13 protein-coding genes and 1 riboswitch are annotated in these 18,413 nt (G+C 70.5%); of the genes, 5 read left to right on the forward strand and 8 right to left on the reverse strand.

What is annotated here, in order from left to right; all coding sequences use genetic code 11:
- Positions 1-70: 70 nt before the first annotated feature.
- Positions 71-288, reverse strand: a riboswitch (cyclic di-AMP (ydaO/yuaA leader).
- A 402-nt stretch (positions 289-690) separates the two neighbouring features.
- The 8 genes from KDL01_RS13485 to KDL01_RS13520 form a co-directional block, all read right to left on the reverse strand.
- Positions 691-2,931, reverse strand: a complete 2,241-nt coding sequence (locus KDL01_RS13485; protein WP_212528801.1) for a carbohydrate-binding protein — start codon at positions 2,929-2,931, stop codon at positions 691-693.
- 239 nt (positions 2,932-3,170) lie between these two features.
- Entirely contained in the window at positions 3,171-4,382 is a 1,212-nt protein-coding gene (locus KDL01_RS13490; RefSeq protein ID WP_212528802.1) for an ROK family transcriptional regulator, read from the reverse strand.
- An 86-nt stretch (positions 4,383-4,468) separates the two neighbouring features.
- On the reverse strand, positions 4,469-7,276 hold the full coding sequence (locus KDL01_RS13495; RefSeq protein ID WP_212528803.1) for a glycoside hydrolase family 15 protein: 2,808 nt from the start codon (positions 7,274-7,276) through the stop codon (positions 4,469-4,471).
- Between the two features lie 166 nt (positions 7,277-7,442).
- Positions 7,443-9,041 (reverse strand): alpha-amylase family glycosyl hydrolase, encoded by a 1,599-nt coding sequence (locus KDL01_RS13500; RefSeq protein WP_212528804.1) that lies wholly within the window; start codon positions 9,039-9,041, stop codon positions 7,443-7,445.
- Between the two features lie 42 nt (positions 9,042-9,083).
- Positions 9,084-9,914, reverse strand: a complete 831-nt coding sequence (locus tag KDL01_RS13505) for a carbohydrate ABC transporter permease (protein ID WP_212528805.1) — start codon at positions 9,912-9,914, stop codon at positions 9,084-9,086.
- Positions 9,915-9,917: 3 nt separating this feature from the next.
- Entirely contained in the window at positions 9,918-10,841 is a 924-nt protein-coding gene (locus KDL01_RS13510; protein ID WP_212528806.1) for a carbohydrate ABC transporter permease, read from the reverse strand.
- A 69-nt stretch (positions 10,842-10,910) separates the two neighbouring features.
- A complete protein-coding gene (locus KDL01_RS13515) occupies positions 10,911-12,236 on the reverse strand; it encodes an ABC transporter substrate-binding protein (protein WP_212528807.1) in 1,326 nt (441 codons plus the stop codon).
- Between the two features lie 192 nt (positions 12,237-12,428).
- Positions 12,429-13,619, reverse strand: coding sequence for an ROK family transcriptional regulator (locus tag KDL01_RS13520; RefSeq protein WP_212528808.1), 1,191 nt, complete (start codon positions 13,617-13,619; stop codon positions 12,429-12,431).
- Positions 13,620-14,051: 432 nt separating this feature from the next.
- Here KDL01_RS13520 and KDL01_RS45920 point away from each other — a divergent pair, with 432 nt between their 5' ends.
- The 5 genes from KDL01_RS45920 (at position 14,052) to KDL01_RS13540 (ending at position 18,405) form a co-directional block, all read left to right on the forward strand.
- On the forward strand, positions 14,052-14,129 hold the full coding sequence (locus KDL01_RS45920; RefSeq protein WP_368861563.1) for a putative leader peptide: 78 nt from the start codon (positions 14,052-14,054) through the stop codon (positions 14,127-14,129).
- A 260-nt stretch (positions 14,130-14,389) separates the two neighbouring features.
- A complete protein-coding gene (locus KDL01_RS13525) occupies positions 14,390-15,337 on the forward strand; it encodes an amino acid ABC transporter permease (protein ID WP_246576386.1) in 948 nt (315 codons plus the stop codon).
- Positions 15,334-16,095, forward strand: a complete 762-nt coding sequence (locus KDL01_RS13530; RefSeq protein ID WP_212528810.1) for an amino acid ABC transporter ATP-binding protein — start codon at positions 15,334-15,336, stop codon at positions 16,093-16,095. The genes KDL01_RS13525 and KDL01_RS13530 overlap by 4 nt, the downstream gene beginning before the upstream one ends.
- A gap of 102 nt (positions 16,096-16,197) precedes the next feature.
- On the forward strand, positions 16,198-17,178 hold the full coding sequence (locus tag KDL01_RS13535) for a transporter substrate-binding domain-containing protein (protein WP_307846297.1): 981 nt from the start codon (positions 16,198-16,200) through the stop codon (positions 17,176-17,178).
- 111 nt (positions 17,179-17,289) lie between these two features.
- Positions 17,290-18,405, forward strand: coding sequence for an FAD-dependent oxidoreductase (locus KDL01_RS13540; protein ID WP_212528812.1), 1,116 nt, complete (start codon positions 17,290-17,292; stop codon positions 18,403-18,405).
- The last annotated feature ends 8 nt before the right edge of the window (positions 18,406-18,413 follow it).

Here is an 18,413-nt window from a genome sequence, read left to right on the forward strand (position 1 = left end):
GCGGGGTAGTGGCGCGGGTTCGAAATGGTGGTGCGGAACGCGGTGGCGCGGTTCTTCAGCACGAAATTTCTGCCTCTCCTTCGGCCGCCTACCGGGTTAGCTGACGGGTTCGGGCGGAAGGGGAATTCGCCCTACGGCCACCGGCACGCACGGGGACGGCGCACACGCGTGGCGTGTGGTCGCGTTCGCTCGTGGTTGTGGTGGCCGATTCACCCCGGGGGACCTGCGCGTGGTGCGCGTGATCTGTTGGGTCCCCGGCTCCGAGGGCGGGTGCTGCGGGACTTCGTCGACCGCTGCTGCACCGCCCGTGATTCGGACTCGGCGGGTGCGTCCGGTGCCGAACTGTTTTCTCGGCAAGAACCGGTCGCACAACAAAAACAATACCCAATTTGCCCGGTATGTCCAAATTCCCGGCAAATCTGGACGGACCGTGACGGGGTCATTACGCGGCGTGCGAGAAATGCCCGGAAATCGGCCCTGAATTACCGCGGAATGGGCCATTCTTGGGGCAATGAGTGTGGCCCTGACCTGCGCAGATGATGGCGACGAGGCGCCCTGCGGCCCATTCTTGTACATGTCGTGTCGGTGCAATTACCGGCCGTAACGATACCGCTGCTATTCATAGAGTGTGTGCCGAAAGAAAGCGGGGGCGGCCGCGTTCTCGACGCGGCCGCCCCCACCTCACGCCTTTCAGGAAATGGCGAGGTTGACGCTGTTCGAGGTGCCTCCGCGGGTCGTGACGGTGACGGCGGCGGTGGTGCCGGAGGCGACGGCCCAGACGCCGCCGGTTCCGGACGGCTCGGGCACCGTGAAGGTGATTGAGGTGTCGCTCCAGGAGTCGACGGTGAACAGCGCCACGTCCACCGGGCCGCCCCAGTTGATCCCGTTGTCGCTGAAGGTCAGGTAGCGGCCGCCCTGCTTCGCGCCGAAGTGCGAGCCGGTGAGCGTGACCTTGGTGCCCGCGGCGGCGGAGGAGGGGGAGACGGCGGAGATGCTCGGGGCGGCCGGGACGTTGGCCACGGTGATCGAGTTCAGGTTGATCGCGCCGGTGTCGCCGCTGGTCCGGGCCACGGTGATGAGGTTCGTGCCGCCGGTCAGGGTGACCGTGCCGCTCACGGAGCCCCACGTCGTCCACGCGGTGTCCAGGCTCGGGAAGTCGACCGTGAACGGCACCGTCACCACGTTGCCGGGCTCGTCGCCCACGCCCACGGTCATCGTGCTGGTCGCGCCGGAGCCGTTCGCGTACTGATACGTGATCGGGTAGCTGCCCGCGGTCGGCGCGTCCACCGCGAAGGTCACCGACGCGCCCGCGTTGGCCGCCTGCAGCTGGTCCACGAAGCCCATGGCGGTGTAGCCGGCGTGGTTGTTGTTGAAGTTCGCGCCGCCGCCCCAGTTCGCGAACGCGGCCTGGTACGTGGTGGCGCTGCCGGCCGCGGGCACCACGTGCACCAGCTGCGAGGCGTGCGGCGCGAGCGCGGTGGAGATCTGGGTCTGGCCGGTCGTGGTCGCGCACGTCCACAGGTCGTAGACGGTGGCGCTCCCGCTCACGCCCAGGTCCCCGGCGAACGCGATGGTCTTGGTGACGGTGCTGGTGTCGTTGCGGTTGAACAGCGCGACCACCCAGGTGCCGTCGGGCAGCTGGCCCGCCCACCGCTCGCTGTCGCGCGCGCCCGAGTCCGAGGAGTAGGAGTCGCCGTTGTAGAAGTACGGCTTGCCGACCAGGCCCTGCCCGCGCACGCCGAGCACCGCGGAGTTCTGCCACAGGCCCAGGTCACCGCCGATGGTGTCCACCCGGTCGGTGATCGCCAGCTGCGAGCCGGCTATCGTGAACAGGTTGATGGCGGTCTGCTGCTCCGCGGTGGAGGAGAAGCTGCTCAGAGCCAGGAAGTCGCCGTCCAGGATCAGGCCGCCGCGACCGGACAGGTGCGCCCAGCCGGTGAAGCCGAGGAACGGGTTCTGCCACTGGCTCCAGTCGTCCTGCCAGGTCTGGCGGCCGGCGCTGAGCCAGGCCCAGCCGCCGGTGGTCATGTCGGCGTCGATGCGCACCGTGTCGCCGTACAGCATCTCGTTGGCCGCGTCGTTGAACAGGTTCGGCATCACGACGCTGATCTCGATGGCGTCCCCGGCCGCCTCGGCCACCCAGGACAGGGCGGTGGCGTAGTCGGCGCTGCCGTGGTCCACGCCCACGGTGCCGACGTTCTGGTCGAAGCCCGACTCGTACCAGGCCCAGAAGTCGGTGCGCAGGAAGGCCACGCCCAGGTTCTTGAAGTAGTCCACGTAGCCCTGGACGTACTCCTTGGCCCCGGCCGCGGCGACGTTCACCCAGTAGATCTCGCCGTCCGAGTTCAGGTAGTCGCCCGAGTTCACGATGTTCGCGACCGGGATGTCGGTGCCCACGACGGTGATCGAGGTGTCGTTCACCGCGCTCGCGGCCACCCACATCGGGTTGTAGTAGACCCCGAGCTTCATGCCCAGGCCGCCGAGGTAGGTCGCGTAGTAGGACCAGTCGTTCGTCCACGAGTCGCTGTAGCTGGTGATGTAGCCGTTGGCGTTGGTGGTCTGGGTGTAGTCCACCCACCCGTCGGTGCAGCACATCGTGTAGCCGTAGGGCGCGAGGTTCTCGGCCACCCAGGAGATGTTCTGCTGCCACACGCTTTCCGGCAGCGCCGCGTTGTTCGTGTAGTTCCAGCTGTACGGCGTCCAGTACTGCGGGCCGGGGCCGGAGCGGGTGAAGACGCTGTCGCGGCTGGTCGACGGGAGCGTGGGCGAGGACGCGGCGGCCAGGGCGACGCGCAGCGGGACCTCGGTGCCGGCCGCGGACGCGCCGCCCAGGCGTGCCGATGCGGCCTCGCGTGGCGCGAGCGCCGCCAGGGAGCCGACCGCGGCCACGCCGGACGCGCGCAGCAGCAGGGCTCGACGGGAGATGTTCATCCATTGCCTCCAGGACCGGTCGCGGCGCACTGCGGTGTGCGCGGTGAGGAGTCTGATGCAGCTAATTTCTCTTGTCAAGAAACAAAATCCGACCCGGTGAGGGGGCTGCGATACCGTGGGCGCGGCGTGACGCGGGCATGACGCAGCGCACACCGGAGTCCCGCGGCGCGGCGCACGCCGAAGCGCCGGTCCGCCCGCCGCCGCGCGCACCCGGGTGCGGAATTCGTCCGAGCCCGCCCTCAGTCGGCCGCCTGGCCGTGGAAGCGGGCCAGCACCTGCTCGGTCTGCCGCCCGGCCGGCTTGGCCAGGTCCAGCGGGGTGGCCAGCACGATCGCCGCGGCGCCCTGGGCCCAGGCGGCGTCGTCCCAGGGCTCCACCTCGATCGGGGTCTCGGACATGGGCGCCGGGATCGCGCCGGACAGGCCCGCCCGGAACGCCGCGTCCCAGTGCTGCCAGGCCGCCGCGCCCTCGCCGAGCACGATCACCACCTCCGGGTCCAGCACCGTCACCAGCGCCGCCACGGCCCGGGCCAGCACTCCGGCGGCCTGCGCGTAGACGGCGCCGGCCCGCAGGTCGCCGCGGTCGGCCAGCTCCTGCAGCCGCTCGACGCCCTGGCGGGCGCGCAGCACGCCCGCGGTCAGTCCCGCGCGCACCAGGCCGGCCGAGCCCACGATCGTCTCCAGGCAGCCGCGGTTGCCGCAGGCACACGGCATCCCGCCGACCGGGTCGACCGGGAAGTGCCCGAACTCGCCGGCGCCCCCGCGCGAGCCGCGGTAGACCGAGCCGCCGGTGACGATGCCAAGGCCCACCCCGCTGCCGATGGTGAGCACCAGGAAGTCCCGGTGCCGCCGGCCCCGGCCGAACAGCTGCTCGGCCACGGCCAGCGCGTTCACGTCGTTCTCCACCAGCACCGGCAGGCCGAGCGCGCCGTGCAGGTGCCGGCCGAGCGGCACGTCGCGCCAGCCGAGCACGGCCGCGTGCACCCGGCCGCTGTCCGGGCTGTCGACCACCCCGGGCACGCCCACGCCCAGGCCGAGCAGCGGGATGTCCTCCTGCTCCTCGACGAAGGGCCGCAGAGTCGCGGCAAGCCGCCCGGCCGGGTCCGGAGCGGTGGCGTCGAACGCGAGCGTGTGCGCGGCGAGCACCGAACCGTCCAGCCGCGCCTCCACGATCGCGACGTGGTCCGCCGCCACCTTCACCCCGATCGCCCGCGCCGCGGTGCCGACCAGCCCGATGAGCTGGCCGCGCCGGCCGCCGCGGGAGGGCGCCTGGTCCTCGAGCTCGCGCACCATGGACTGTTCCAGCAGCCGGCGCACCACCTGGGTCACGGTGGGCGGGCTGATCTCGAGCTCGCGCGCCACGTCGGCCCGCGACATCGGCCCGGCCCGGCCGAGCAGGGCCAGCACCGCGGTCTGGGTCAGGTCTCGTCCCGCGGACGTTCTCGCGTTCACGCTCCGGTGCTCTCCGTCGTTCTGCTCGAAGGCGAACTCCCGGCCGGGCCCCGTGGCGTGCGGGGGCCCGGCCGAGGATCCGCGTGTCAACGTGCGGTGTTGCCGTACAGCCAGGCGGTACCGGAACCGGTCAGCCGGTAGTGCAGGGCGCCCAGGTCGTCATCATCCCAGACCCCGGTGGACGGATTCTGGTAGGCCAGTTCGATGTCGAGGTAGGCGTAGGAGCCGGTCGCCGCCGAGCCGCCGCTGGCCACCGCCGAGATCGGGATCGCGGCCTCGATCCGGCCGGTGGAGGTGTCCCACTGCGGCGCGATCGAGCTGAGGTTCGCGCCGGCGGTCCAGCCGCTCGAGCCCGCGGTGAACGTGGCGTAGGCGGCGCTGTCGCTCCACCGCCCGACCAGGTAGTTCATCGGATGGTCGAGCGTCGCGCCGTACTCCCCGGTGCTCCTGCCCGTGAGCGAGGTCGAGTGGTTGAAGTCCTGCGCGTAGACCAGCAGCGCGAACTGCGGTGACGTGTCGTACGCGGAGAAGGCCCCGGAGTCGTTGTCCACGCGCACGTAGATGTAGTTGGCGTCGTTGCTGATGTAGACGTCGCGGATGTCGGTCATCGCCGAACCCGAGGCGCTCTTGCCCTTGGGGAAGGTGAAGTAGGGGATGCCCGTCCACTGACTCCAGTCGTTGCTCGGCGTCGTGGTGATGTTCACGGTCGCGTAGGCCCCGGCGTTGGCGTTCGAGGCGGACACGCGCGGGTCGTAGCTGCCGGCGTAGGTGAGCGAGGCGATCACGAACGACGCCGCGGTCAGCGGCTCCGACATGGTGCTCACCACGGGCTGTCCGGTCGGCCAGGCCACCGCCTCGCCGGGCGGCATGTAGCCGACGCCGGACCGGCTGGCGTAGTACTGCAGCCGCGTGAACGCCTCGGCGGTGTTGCCGCTGAACACGTCGTATACGGCGTCGAACATGGTCATGTTCGGCCACACCGGCTCGGCCGCCAGCGCCTCGTCGCCGGCCGGGTCGTACGGGCTGTCGTAGTAGTAGTCGTCGTCCGTGTAGCGGGCGATGCCGGAGGTGTCGTGGGTCAGGTCGGCGTCGATGGTGGCGGCCATGGACTGCGCCCTGGACGAGTCCGCGTCCAGGTCGCCGGTCAGCACCAGCGCCAGGGAGGAGGAGTCGAGCAGGGAGTTGACGGTGGTGCCGTCGGTGGCGATGCCCCGGTCGTAGTACCCGGCGGAGTTGTAGAGCCCGGGCGGGCTCCACGTGTCGCTGCGCTGTACGCCCGAGAGGATGGTGCTGGCCGCGCCGTTCCAGGCGTCGGCCGAGGCCGAGGAGGACTCGGTCTGGGCGAGCAGCGCCGCCGCGCGCAGGCCGGCGACGTAGTAGGCCTGGGTGAAGACGTTGTACTGGACGGTCTCCTCCCAGATGCTCGCGTCGGCCGCGCCGAGGCCGTTGCTCGCGATGTTGTCCTCGATGAAGTTCGCCGCGGCCTGCACGGCCGGCCACACGGTGGCCAGGAAGGAGGCGCTACCGGTGTCGGCGTAGTGTTTCTGCACGCCGACGAGGAACTCACCCAGGCTGTCGTATTCGGGCTCGACGAACGATATATAAGCGCCCGACCACTCGTCGTAGGTGGTGTGCCAGGTGCCGTTGCTCAGCTGGTTCGCGGCCATCCAGTCCCAGAAGTCCGCGGCCTCGGTGTAGTGCCCGGCCGCGTCCAGGGCTGTGGCGGCGAAGGCGCCGTCGCGCATCCAGGCCTTGTAGCCGTAGGAGCCGGGGTTGGTCGCCGCCGGGAAGAGCCCGTTAGTCGGGTTCTGCGAGTTCTTCATCACCACCAGGTTGCGCAGGTAGGCCGTGTTGACGCCGCTGTCGCTGGTGGAGAGCTTGGTGCCGGAGGCGAGCCAGTTCGCGTAGTCGGTCGCGGTGGTGTTGAACCAGTAGGCGCCGGTCTGCGCCCGTGCGGTGTCCGACGCCGCCTGAGCTGCGGCGAGGGTCGTGCCGAGGCCCAGGTAGTAGTACAGCGTCTGGGTGCCGCCGGCCGGAATCGTCACCGTGTTCTGGAAGCCGAGGTCCACGTTGGGCGTGGCGGCCGAGGCGTTGTCGTCTAGGGCGCCGTTCGTGTCGAACTGGCACCAGGCGCTCGCGCCCGCGTCGCTCGCGGTGCAGTCGGAGTCGTTGCCCACCTGGTACGAGGTCGGGCTCTGCAGCGCGCCGAGGGTCACCACGTCCTGGCCCGAGCCGGTCATGTTCCCGAACATCGCGGTGCGAGTGGAGTCGTAACTGCCCGCGACGTTCGTGCTCGACGAGGTGTTGTTCAGGTGCACCTGGTCGAGCACCTTCCAGTTGTACGCCGTCGAGCTGGACGGGTTGGTCAGCGTGTAGCGCACGACGAGGAACGGCTCGTTCGGCACCATCACGTAATCGCGCTTGATGGTGATCGGGGTGCTCGCGCCCGAGTACTGGCCGTAGGTCGTGTTCAGGACGCCGTTCTCGTCCAGGTACGCGCTCGAGGCGAAGTCGTGCGCCTGGTCGTACTTGACGTTGTCGGTCGCGTCCTCGAAGAACCCGGTGTAGTCCACGATCTGGTTCGTCGACCACTGATTGCTCGCGCGCAGCTCGGCGATGCGTGGTCCGGAGTCGCCGGTGTCGTCCTGGTTGAGCTCGCTCGCGTTCCAGATCGCGGTGAGGTTCTGCCAGTTGTTCACGTAGAGGCTGGTGGCCGATGTGGTCGACGGCAGGGTGGTGGTGCTCGCCGTCGCGGCGGCGTCGAGGCCGCGGGTCGGGGCCGCGCCGGGGGCGCCGGAGTTCACCGACAGGGCCACGGCGGCGGCCAGTCCTATGCCGAGCAGGGAGGTGGGAAGGGACGGGCGCCCGCGGCGCCGCCCGGTAGCTCTCAACATGCTGCGGATACTAAATTCGGCCGCTGAATAATGTCAAGGAACGTTCGCCGGGTCGATCAGGCCCGAAAAACCGGAAGGCACGGCCGCCGACGGGTGTACCGGCACGCGCGGGGACGTGCCGGTACACCCGCCGGCGACCGTGCCGCCGGAGGCTGTGCGCGCAGGGTCAGAGCTCGAAGATTCCGTAGCCGAAGCGCTCCGCGACGATCTCGGTACCGCTCACCCGCACGCCGGTCTCGCGTACGGGCCGCACGGTGCCGAGGTCCTCGCGCCCGTGCTGCCAGGTGACCGCGCCGCCGGTCGGGTTCACCACCACCAGGAACCTCCCGCCGCGCAGGTAGACCAGCGGATAGCCGTCGTGCAGCACCTCGAGGCTCGCGTACACGCCGAACTCCGGGTGCTCCCGGCGCAGCGCGATCAGGTCCCTGACGTGGTGCAGCAGGCTGCGGTCGTCGGCCCGCTGCCCGGCCACCTCGGGCCGGTCCGGGTCCGGATCGATCGGCAGGTAGAGCCGGTCGGCCGCGGCGTCGGAGAACCCCGCGTTCGCGCTGGCGTCCCACTGCATCGGCGTGCGCGACCCGGCCCGGTTGTAGCGCGGCCCGAGCACACTGCCCTCGGTGTCCGGCAGGTCCGGCACGTAGCGCATGCCGATCTCGTCGCCGTAGTAGATCGCCGGCAGGGTCGGGAAGGTGAGCTGGAACGCGAACGCCGCCGGCAGCTGCGCCGCGGGGCGCGGATCGCAGTGCAGCCGGGCGAAGTCGTGGTTGGCCGTGGGCAGCACGATCCGGCCCGGGCCGCCGACCGCAGCGGTGGTCTCGTGGTAGGCGGCCAGGAAGGTCTTCGCGGTGCCCCGGCCCTCGGCGTCGAAGTAGCAGGGCTCCTCGGCCTGGTCCTCGCGGATCGTGGCCGTGTTCAGGTGCCAGAGCGAACGCAGCGCCCGGCCGTCGCTCGGGCCGCCGAACTGCAGGAAGAAGTCGGCGTGGAAGCCGGCCGGGACCGAGACGGCCGGATCGCCCCACTCGGACAGCAGCGCCGCCCGCGGGTGCTCCGCGTCGAGCCAGGCGCGCAGCTCGGTCCAGAGCTTGCCCGTCTCCACGTGCCCGGCGTCGTCCTTGACCAGCGAGGCGGCCATGTCCACCCGGAAGCCGGAGACCCCGAGCCGCAGCCAGTGGTCCATGATCTCGCGCAGGGCCGCTCGGTTGGCCCGCGGTCCGTCCGCGTCCACCGGCAGGCGCCACGGCTCGGCCGGATCCATCCGCGCGTAGCCGAAGTTGAGCGCGGGCTGGCAGTCGAAGAAGTTCGGCAGGTACCCGCCGACGCGGGTGCCCGGCGAGGCCACGAACCCCGGCGGCAGCGCGCCGGAGGAGTCCGCCTCGGCCCACACGTAGCGCTCGTCCGCCGGGTCCGCGGCGCTGTGCTGGAACCACGGGTGCTGGTCGGAGGTGTGCCCGGCCACCAGGTCGAGCAGCACCCTGATGCCCACCTCCCGGGCCCGCCCGACCAGGTCGACCAGGTCCTGCTCGGTGCCGTAGCGCGGGTCCACCCGCAGATAGTCGGCGATGTCGTAGCCGGCGTCGCGCATCGGCGAGGCGAAGATCGGGTTGAGCCAGACGGTGTTCACCCCGAGCCAGGCCAGCTGGTCCAGGCGGGCGGTGATCCCGGGCAGGTCGCCGATGCCGTCGCCGTTCGCGTCGGCGAAGCTCTGCGGATAGATCTGGTACAGGACGGCCTCGGAGAGCCAGTCGGGCGCGGGGGACGCGGACACGTACGAGCCTTTCACGGTGGGGTGCGGGTGGGGTCGCGCGGGTCAGCCCTTGACGGCGCCCGCGGTCAGCCCGGAGACGACGGCGCGGCGGAAGACGAGCACCAGCAGCGCGATCGGGAGCATGGCCACCGCGGAGGCGGCGAAGATCGTGCCGTACGGGGTGGTGAACTGCCCGCCGAACAGCGCGATGCCGACCGCGATGGTGCGATATCTGTCCTCGTTGTTGAGCGTCAGGGCAATGATGAACTCGGTCCAGGCGGCCACGAAGGTGAACACGCCCGCCGTGAACACGCCGGGCAGCGCCTGCGGCAGGATCACCTGCAGCACGGTGCGCACCGGCCCGGCGCCGTCCACCCGCGCGCTCTCCTCCATCGCGGTCGGGATGGTCAGGAAGAAGTTGCGCAGGATCCAGATCGCGAACGGCAGCATCAGCGCCGTGTACGCCAGCACCAGGCCCTGGTAGCTGTTGAGCCAGCCGATGTCGCGCAGCAGCAGATAGAGCGGGGCCACCACGGCGATCGTGGGGAACAGCGAGATCATCAGCAGCACGGTCATGATCGTGGTCTTGCCGCGCATCGGCAGCCGGGCCAGGGCGTAGCCGGCGAAGGTGCCGAGGGACAGCACGATCGCGGTGGTGGCCACGGCCACGATGGCCGAGTTCTCCAGGTACTGGCCGAAGCTGTAGTTGGAGAACGCGTTGCCGTAGTTCGCCGTGGTCGGATGCGGCGGCACGGCCGCGGCCGAGGTGATGTCGGCCTGCCCCTTGAACGAGGAGGCCACCATCCAGTACAGCGGCAGCGCCACGAACGCGGCGATGCACAGCGCGGCGAAGTTGGTGCCGAGGTTTCTCTTGCGGGTACGTCGTCGGGCCATCGCTCAGTCCTCCTGCTCGCCGACCTGGGTACGGAACACTTTGAGGAACAGCAGGCAGAACACCAGCACGATCAGCGCCGTGGTCGCGGCGATGGCCGCGCCCGGGCCGAACTCGAGGTCGTTGAACAGGACCTTGTAGCCGAGCACGGCCAGCGACTCGGTGCTGGTGCCGGGACCGCCGTTGGTCAGTACGTACGGCAGGTCGAACAGGCCGAACGCCTGCAGGATGCGGAAGAGCACGGCCACGGCGAGGGCCGGGCGCAGCAGCGGCAGCCGGATGCGCCAGAACACCGTCCAGCCGTTCGCGCCGTCCACCCGGGCCGCCTCCACCACCTCGGAGGGCAGCATGACCAGGCCGGCCAGCACCATGATGGCCACGAACGGCGTGGTCTTCCACACGTCCGCGACCGCCATCGCGATCGAGGCCTGCATCGGGGTGCCCAGAACGTTGAGGTCGTGCACGCCGAAGTCGCCGAGGAAGGCGTCGAGCACGCCGTACACGCCGTTGTACACGTACGCCCACAGCTCGGCCGAGACCACCGTGATCAGCGCCCACGGCATCAGCAGCAGCGCCATCATCCAGCCGCGGCCGGTGGTCAGCCGCTCGAGCACCAGCGCGATGAGCGTGCCGAGGACCATCTCCACCGCGACCGTGAACACGGTGTAGAGCACGGTGAACTCGAGGTCGTGCCAGAACCGGGGCGCGTGCAGCAGGATCGAGTAGTTCGAGCCGGTGAATCCGCTCAGCTGGAAGCCGTTCCCGCTGACCTGGACGTGGTTGGCGGACATGATGACGGAGAAGACGATCGGAAAGATCATCACCGCGGCCACGACGAGCAGGGCCGGGGAGGCGAAGGCCCAGCCGAGCCGGGCTGAGCGGCGCCGCATGCCGGAGCGGCGGCGCGGGGGAAGGACAGTGCTCGACATCGAGATCACCTGGGTGTGTCGGGGGACGAAGGGGGGCGGGCCGCGCGCGGCGGCCCGCCCCGGCGGGGACTACAGGCCGGAGTTGCTCAGGGCCGAGTTGATCTGCGAGTTCGCGCTCGACAGGGCCGCGCTCGGGCTCACCGAACCGCTCAGCGCGGCGTTGATGTTGGTGTAGATCGCCTGGCTGACCTGCGAGTACTGCGCCACGTAGGACGGGCGGGCGTTGAGCTTGTTCTTCGCCGCCACCGGGTAGGCCGGGTTGGACGCCTGCACCTGCGGGTCGGCCAGCACGCTCGCCACGGTCGGGATCTCACCGCCCTGCTCGGCCATGATGGTCTGCGCCTGGGTGCCCGTCATCCACTTGAGGAAGTCCACGTCCGCGGCCAGGTTCTTGCTGTGCGGGTTGACGTAGAGGTTCCAGCCGCCGGTCACCGAGTAGCCCGGGCCGGTCTGCCCGGCGAAGGTGGGCAGGTTGGTCACGCCGACGTCACCGGCGACCTTGGAGGTGCCCTGCGTGTTCGAGTCCGCGTAGGCGTAGGTCCAGTTGCGCAGGAACGCGACCTGGCCCGAGGTGAACAGCGACTCGGACTGCTGCTCCTGGAAGGTGGTCGCGGCCGAGGGGGTCACGCCCGAGGTGATCAGGCCCCGCATGAAGGTCAGCGCCTTCTGCGCGGCGGCCGTGTCGATCGAGGAGGAGGTGCCGTCGGAGTTGACGCTGGTGGCCCCGGCGTCGGCCGCGAACTCGGTCCAGTCGCAGGTCAGGCCCTCGTAGGAGTCGAACTGCGCGGCGAAGCCGTACTTGACCAGGTTGTCCTTCTGCAGGGTCTCGGCCTCGGACTGCAGCTGCTCCCAGGTGGTGGGCACCGGCAGGTGGGCCTTGGCCAGCAGATCCTTGCGGTAGAACAGGAACGCGTTGTCGGTGAACAGCGGCACCGCGTAGGTCTGGCCCTTGTACGACAGGCTGCTGACGAGCCCGTTGGAGAAGGTGTTCCAGTAGGACTGGTCGAAGTAGGAGTTGAGCGGCAGCGCCAGGCTGGCCTTGGCGAACTGGGCCGGCCAGGTCACGTCGCCGTTGTAGACGTCGAAGCTGCTCGATCCGCCGGATATCTGGGTCACCAGGGTGGAGCGGTAGGTGTCGGTGTCGCTCGGCGCCTGCTCCAGCTTGACCGTGATCCCCGGGTAGGCCTTCTCGAACGCCGCGATCAGGGTCTTGCGCACGTCCGTCGTGGTGGGCCCGAACTGATTGGCGAACCAGGTGATCGTCCCGGTCGCCGAACCCGTGGCGGCCGGCGCTGCCGGGGTCGTCGAGGAGGACGAGGAGCAGGCGGCGGTGAAGGCCAGAACGGCGGCGGCGGACGCGGCTGCCGCCGCGGCCCTGCGCGAGGTCTTTGTCATCGATCGCTTCCTTGCGATACGGGGCGGCCGCAGCCGCCGACGGGATGGGACGAGCGGGTGGTACGGGTGCTGCGATAACCCGGATAACCCGGATAACCCGGATCACGCGGGTGATGCGGTGGTGCGGGTGATGCGGTGATGCGGTGGTGCGAGTGGAGCGGTGGGGCGAGTGGTACGGGCGCCGGGAGGCACCTAGGACAGCGGGGCGCGGACGGTCGCCCGGAGCACCAGGCAGGCCGCGCCGCGCGTCCACATGTCGCCGTCCACCGGGTCGACCAGGACCGTGCAGTCGGCCGCGGCGGTGGAGAAGGAGTGATGGGCCAGCGCGTCCTCGGCGGCCGGCTTCATCAGGTCGTAGACGTCCACGCCCTCGCCGGCCAGGATCACCAGCTCGGGGTTGATCAGGTTGCACAGGGTGGCCAGGCCCCGCCCGAGGGCGTCGCCCGCCGCGGCGAACGCGGCCCGCGCGGCCCGGGCGCGCGGGGCGTCCGGATCTCCGGGCTCGTATTCGGTCCGGGCGAGCGCGGCCGCGGCCTGCACGTCCGGCTCGTCCACGCCGGCCCGGCGCAGCCGGGCCAGGATGGCCGGGTGGCAGGCGAGCGCCTCGAGGCAGCCGCGTCGCCCGCAGGTGCAGCTCGGTCCGGCCGGATCCACCGGGATGTGGCCGAACTCCCCGGCCAGGCCGCTGGATCCGGTGAACAGCGTGCCGTCCACCAGCAGCCCGCAGCCGATGCCCGCGCCGAGCGTCACCACGGCGAAGGTCTCGGACTCGCGGCCCGCTCCGAACCAGCGCTGCGCCACCACCAGGGCGTTGACGTCGTTGCCGACGTGGACCGGCAGGCCGGTGGCCGCGGCCAGGGGCCCGGCCACGTCCACGTCCTGCCAGCCGAGGATGCCGGAGTAGCGGCAGCGCCCGGCCGCCGCGTCCACGTGGCCGCCGAGTCCCACCCCGATCCCGAGCGCCCGGCCGGCGCCGTCCGGGAAGCGCGAGAGCAGCCGGCGCACCAGCCGTCCGGCCGCGGTCAGCGCGGTCACCGGCGCGCAGCCGTCGATCCGCACCTCCTCGCGGCCGAGCACCCGGGCGCCGAGGTCGGTGACCACGCCGGTGACCACGGTGGGGGCGATCTTCACGCCCACCACGTAGTGCCGCTCGAGGTTGACCCGCAGCAGCCGCTGCGGGCGTCCCGGCCCGGTGGCCGGCTCGGCCTCCGCGCCCTCCCTGATGTAGTCAGCCTCCAGCAGCGCCGGAAGCAGCCGGGTGACGGTGGAGGGCGAGAGCCCGAGCCGCGCGGCGATCCCGGAGCGGGAGATCGGCCCGGCGGTGAGCACCTGGCTGAAGATCTCCGCCCGGGTCGCCTCGCCGAGCAGGTCCGCCATCCGCATCGGGGGAGCCTTTCGCGAGGTGAGACGAGGCGGGGAGGGCCCGTGCCGGGCCGCCCCGATCCGGTCGGCTGACCGGATGACCGGAAGTATGGCCGAGGTGATTTTCGTGAGTCAAGAAAAAAATTCAGACCGGGTCCTGACCTGCGGATTCCGTTGCGGGGCAAGGAGTTGCGCGGCGTACGCCGGAGTGCGGATGACCGTTTTGCGCGCCCTATCGAGGCTGTGGGCGCCGCCTCGGTTCACGGCCGCTCGCCGACTCTTCTCGGCGCGGCGGTCGCAGCGCTCTGGGGGACCGATGTATCTGAGCCCGAATATGTTGTCGTGCCGAAGGTATCTCGGAATATGGGCGGTTCGGCATTGCGGCCCTGTTCGGCGCCGGTGCTCCGAACCAGGGAATTGACAGAAATTGAAACCCTTGCGATGCTGTCGGACATGACAGACCAGACGCCCCTGGTGGAACGGCGGCACGTCGACCTCCGGCGCCACGCCAGCGCTCTCTGTTCTGCCTGACCTTTTCCGCCGAGGAATTCTTTCCGGCGTGCGGTGCCTCGCACCGCTGACTGACCCCACCTCCGGGGAACGCTCCCCGACCTGCGCCTGCGCGCCCCGCCGTCACGCTCACGCGTGACCGGGATCCGCATGCGTGCCCTGACATCCTGAGCTCTCCCGAAACGGCCGTCGGCACCCGCCGCGGCCCCGCCATGCGGCATGCCCGCATGCTTTTCCCCCCACCGCATCGCCGAATTCCCCGAATCCCCGAGAGGACCTCCATGACGACGTCGACGGCCGCGCCGCCGGGTAAGTCTCTGGAAGAGATAGCCGACGGCCGGATCCAGCCGCTGCGCCGGCCGGGCCGGTGGATCGCCACCGTGGTCGTGCTGATCGTGCTGGCCCAGTTCGCCCATGGATTCTTCACCAACCAGGCGTTCGAGTGGGCCCGCTTCCGCTACTGGTTCGTGCGTCCGGTCATCCTCGAGGGGCTGGTGCTCACGCTCAAGGTGACCGCGCTCAGCGCCGTCTTCGGCTTCCTCGGCGGCGTCGTGCTCGCGCTCGGCCGGCTCTCGCGCAGCCCGCTGCTGCGCGCGGTCAGCTGGACCTACATCTGGCTGTTCCGCTCCATCCCGCTGATCGTGCTGCTGCTGCTGATCTACAACTTCAGCGCGCTGTATCACACGCTCAGCCTGGGCGTGCCGTTCGGTCCCTCCTTCGCCACGTTCACCGAGACCGACCTGTTCTCCGCCACCACGATCGCGGTCGTCGGGCTGAGCCTGAACGAGGCCGCGTACGCCGCCGAGGTGGTCCGGGCGGGCATCCTCTCGGTCGACCAGGGACAGCTCGAGGCCTCGCACGCGCTCGGACTGCCGAAACTGCGCCAGTTCCGCCGGATCGTGCTGCCGCAGGCCCTGCGCGCCATCATCCCCTCGTACGTCAACCAGCTGATCGGCCTGTTGAAGGGCACGTCGATCATCTTCTACGTCTCGCTGCTCGACCTGTTCGGCGAGGTCGAGTCGCTGCAGAGCACGTACCCGAGCGACATCATCCCGCTGCTGATGGTGGCGACCTTCTACTACGTCCTGCTCACCAGCATCCTGTCGATCATCCAGTACTACGTCGAGCGCTACTACTCGCGCGGGGCGCTGCGCACGGTTCCGCCGACGCCGATCCAGCGCCTGCGGGCGACGCTGCGAGAGTTCAGGGAGAAGGCGACCGAGCGATGAGCGCGGCCCTCGAGATCCACAACGCCACCAAGTCCTACGGCGCCCACCGGGTGCTCGACGGCATCGACCTGACCGTCGAGCCGGGCCAGACCACGGCCATCCTCGGCCCCTCCGGCTCGGGCAAGTCCACCCTGCTGCGGGTGATCAACCAGCTCGAGCGCCTCGACGCCGGATACGTGCAGGTCGGCGGCGAACTGATCGGCGTCCGGATCCGCGGAAACCGGTTCAAGCAGCTGAGCGACCGGGAGGCGCTCAAGCAGCGGGCGAAGATCGGCTTCGTCTTTCAGAGCTTCAACCTCTTCCCGCACCTGACGATCCTGGACAACGTGATCGAGGGCCCGCTCGCGCACAAGCGGGCCACCAAGCAGGAGGCGCGCGAGCAGGGCGAGCGGCTGCTGGCCCGGGTCGGGCTGCTGGACAAGGCGCAGTCCTACCCGCGCCAGCTCTCCGGCGGGCAGCAGCAGCGGGCCGCGATCGCCCGCGCGCTGGCCCTGGAGCCCGAGCTGATCGTGTTCGACGAACCGACCTCGGCCCTCGACCCGGAACTGGTCGGCGAGGTGCTCGGCGTCGTCCGCGACCTCGCGAAATCCGGCACCACGCTGGTGATCGTCACGCACGAGATCGGCTTCGCGCGCGAGGTCGCCGACCGGGTGGTGTTCCTCGACGCCGGCCGGATCGTCGAACAGGGCAGCGCGGCGGACGTCCTGGACAACCCGCGGCATCAGCGGACGAAGGACTTCCTGAGCAAGGTCCTCTAGGCTTCGCGGCCGCTCGGCCGCGATCTTCATCCACGCACAGAGTGAAAGGGAAAACTCGTGTCTCTCACGCAGTCACGCACCGTAGTTGGAAAGTCATGGAAAGTGCTGCCGGTCGCGGTGGCGCTCGCCCTTGGCCTGTCGTCCTGCGCCTCGTCGACCTCGACGGCGGACGTGGCCAACAGCTCAGGGGTGACCGTCGTCGACGTCGGTGCGCACTCCAACGGCGCCGCGACCGAGACGAAGATATCCGTGCCCGAAGTCGCCTCGATCCGCGCGGAGCTGCCCAAGTCGGTGCTCGCCAGCGGCCAGCTGGTGATCGGCGAGGGCGCGCTGCCGGCCGGGTCCCCGCCGCTGGCCTTCGTGGGCGATGATCAGAAGACGCTGACCGGTTCGGAACCGGACATCGGCCGGCTGGTCGCGGCCGTGTTCGGGCTCACCCCCGTGATCACGAACGCCACCTGGGACAACCTGTTCGTCGGCATCGACAGCGGCCGGACCGACGTGGGCTTCTCCAACATCACCGACACCGAGCAGCGGCAGGAGAAGTACGACTTCGCCTCCTACCGGCAGGACAACCTGGCCTTCGAGGTGCTCAAGTCCAGCACCTGGAACTTCGCCGGCGACTACGAGAACCTGGCCGGGCAGACCGTGGCCGTGGGCTCGGGCACCAACCAGGAGAAGATCCTGCTGCAGTGGCAGTCCCAGCTCAAGGCCCAGGGCAAGACCCTGACGGTCAAGTACTACCCGGACCAGAACGCCACCGAGCTGGCGCTGTCCTCCGGCCAGATCACCGCGTACTTCGGGCCGAACCCGGAGATCGCCTACCACATCACGCAGGCGGCGAGCACGACCAACCCGACCCGCAACGCCGGTAAGTTCTCCGGCGCCGGCGCGACCCTGCAGGGCCTGATCGCGGCCACCACCAAGAAGGGCGACGGCCTGGCCAAGCCGCTGGCCGACGCGATCAACTACCTGATCCAGCACGGCCAGTACGCGAAGTGGCTGGCGGCCTACAACCTGTCCAACGAGGCCGTGGCGACCTCCCTGGTCAACCCGCCCGGCCTGCCGCTCAGCAACAGCTGATCCGGTGCGTCGGCGGGTGGGGCCACGCGGCGGCGCGCGGCCCCACCCGCCGGCTTTTTCCGGCGGTAGGTTGGGAAAACCGTCACACCGACACGAAGGGCGCGCACCGTCATGACGCAGGTCGTAGTGGTAGGCGGCGGGGTCATGGGCTCCGCGGCCGCTTGGCAGCTGGCGTCGCGGGGGTACGGCGTGACCCTGCTCGAGCGCTTCGTCCCCGGACACACCGAGGGCAGCTCGCACGGCAGTTCCCGTATCTTCCGGCTGGCCTACGCCGATCCGTTCTACGTGGCGCTGGCCGCCCGCGCGCTGCCGCTGTGGCGTCGGCTGGAGCAGGAGTCCGGCCGGCAGGTGCTCACCCTCACCGGCGCGGTCGACCACGGCCCCTCGCCCGTGGTCAAGGAACTGCACGACCGCTTGCGCGACGCCGGGCACGAGGCCGAGCTGCTGACGGTGGACCAGGCCGCCGAGCGGTGGCCCGGGCTGCGGTTCGACACCGACGTGGTGTTCCACCCCGAGGCCGGGCGGGTGCACGCGGACCACGCGGTCCTCGCCTTCCAGCAGGCCGCGGCGGCCCGCGGCGCGCAGATCCGGCACGAGGTCCGGGTCGCCCGGATCCTGCGGCGCGGCGCGGCGGTGGAGGTGGTCACCGCGGCCGGCGAGGTGATCCACGCGGACGCCGCGGTGGTCGCGGTCGGCGGCTGGGCTCCGGGCCTGGCGGCCGAGACCGTCAGCGGCCTGCCACCGCTGCGCGTCACACAGGAGCAGCCGCTCCACTTCCCGGCGGCCGACGCCCTGGCCTGGCCCAGTTTCATCCACCACTCCGGCGCGGCGCTGCCGGCGGACTTCGACGTCTACGGCCTCGGCAGCCTCGACGGGGTGAAGGTCGGGTTCCACGGCGTCGGCCCGGCCGTGGACCCGGACCGGCGCGACCGGAGCATCGACCCGGCCGCTCGCGACAGGCTGCGGGCCTACGCCGAACACTGGCTGCCGGGCGCCGACGCCTCCCGCCCGCAGGCCACCACCTGCCTCTACACCCTCACGCCCGACCACGACTTCGTGGTCGACCGTCAGGGCCCGATCACCGTGCTGGCCGGCTTCTCCGGGCACGGATTCAAGTTCGCCTCCGTCATCGGCGAACTCGCCGCGGACCTGGTCGCCGGCCGTCCCGGCGCCGCCCGCTTCGCCCTCGGGCGTACGGGCGCGGACGCGGCGGCCGGCCTCGACTGAGCCGAGCG

The organism is Actinospica durhamensis (genome assembly GCF_018139695.1).
GTDB lineage: Bacteria > Actinomycetota > Actinomycetes > Streptomycetales > Catenulisporaceae > Actinospica > Actinospica durhamensis.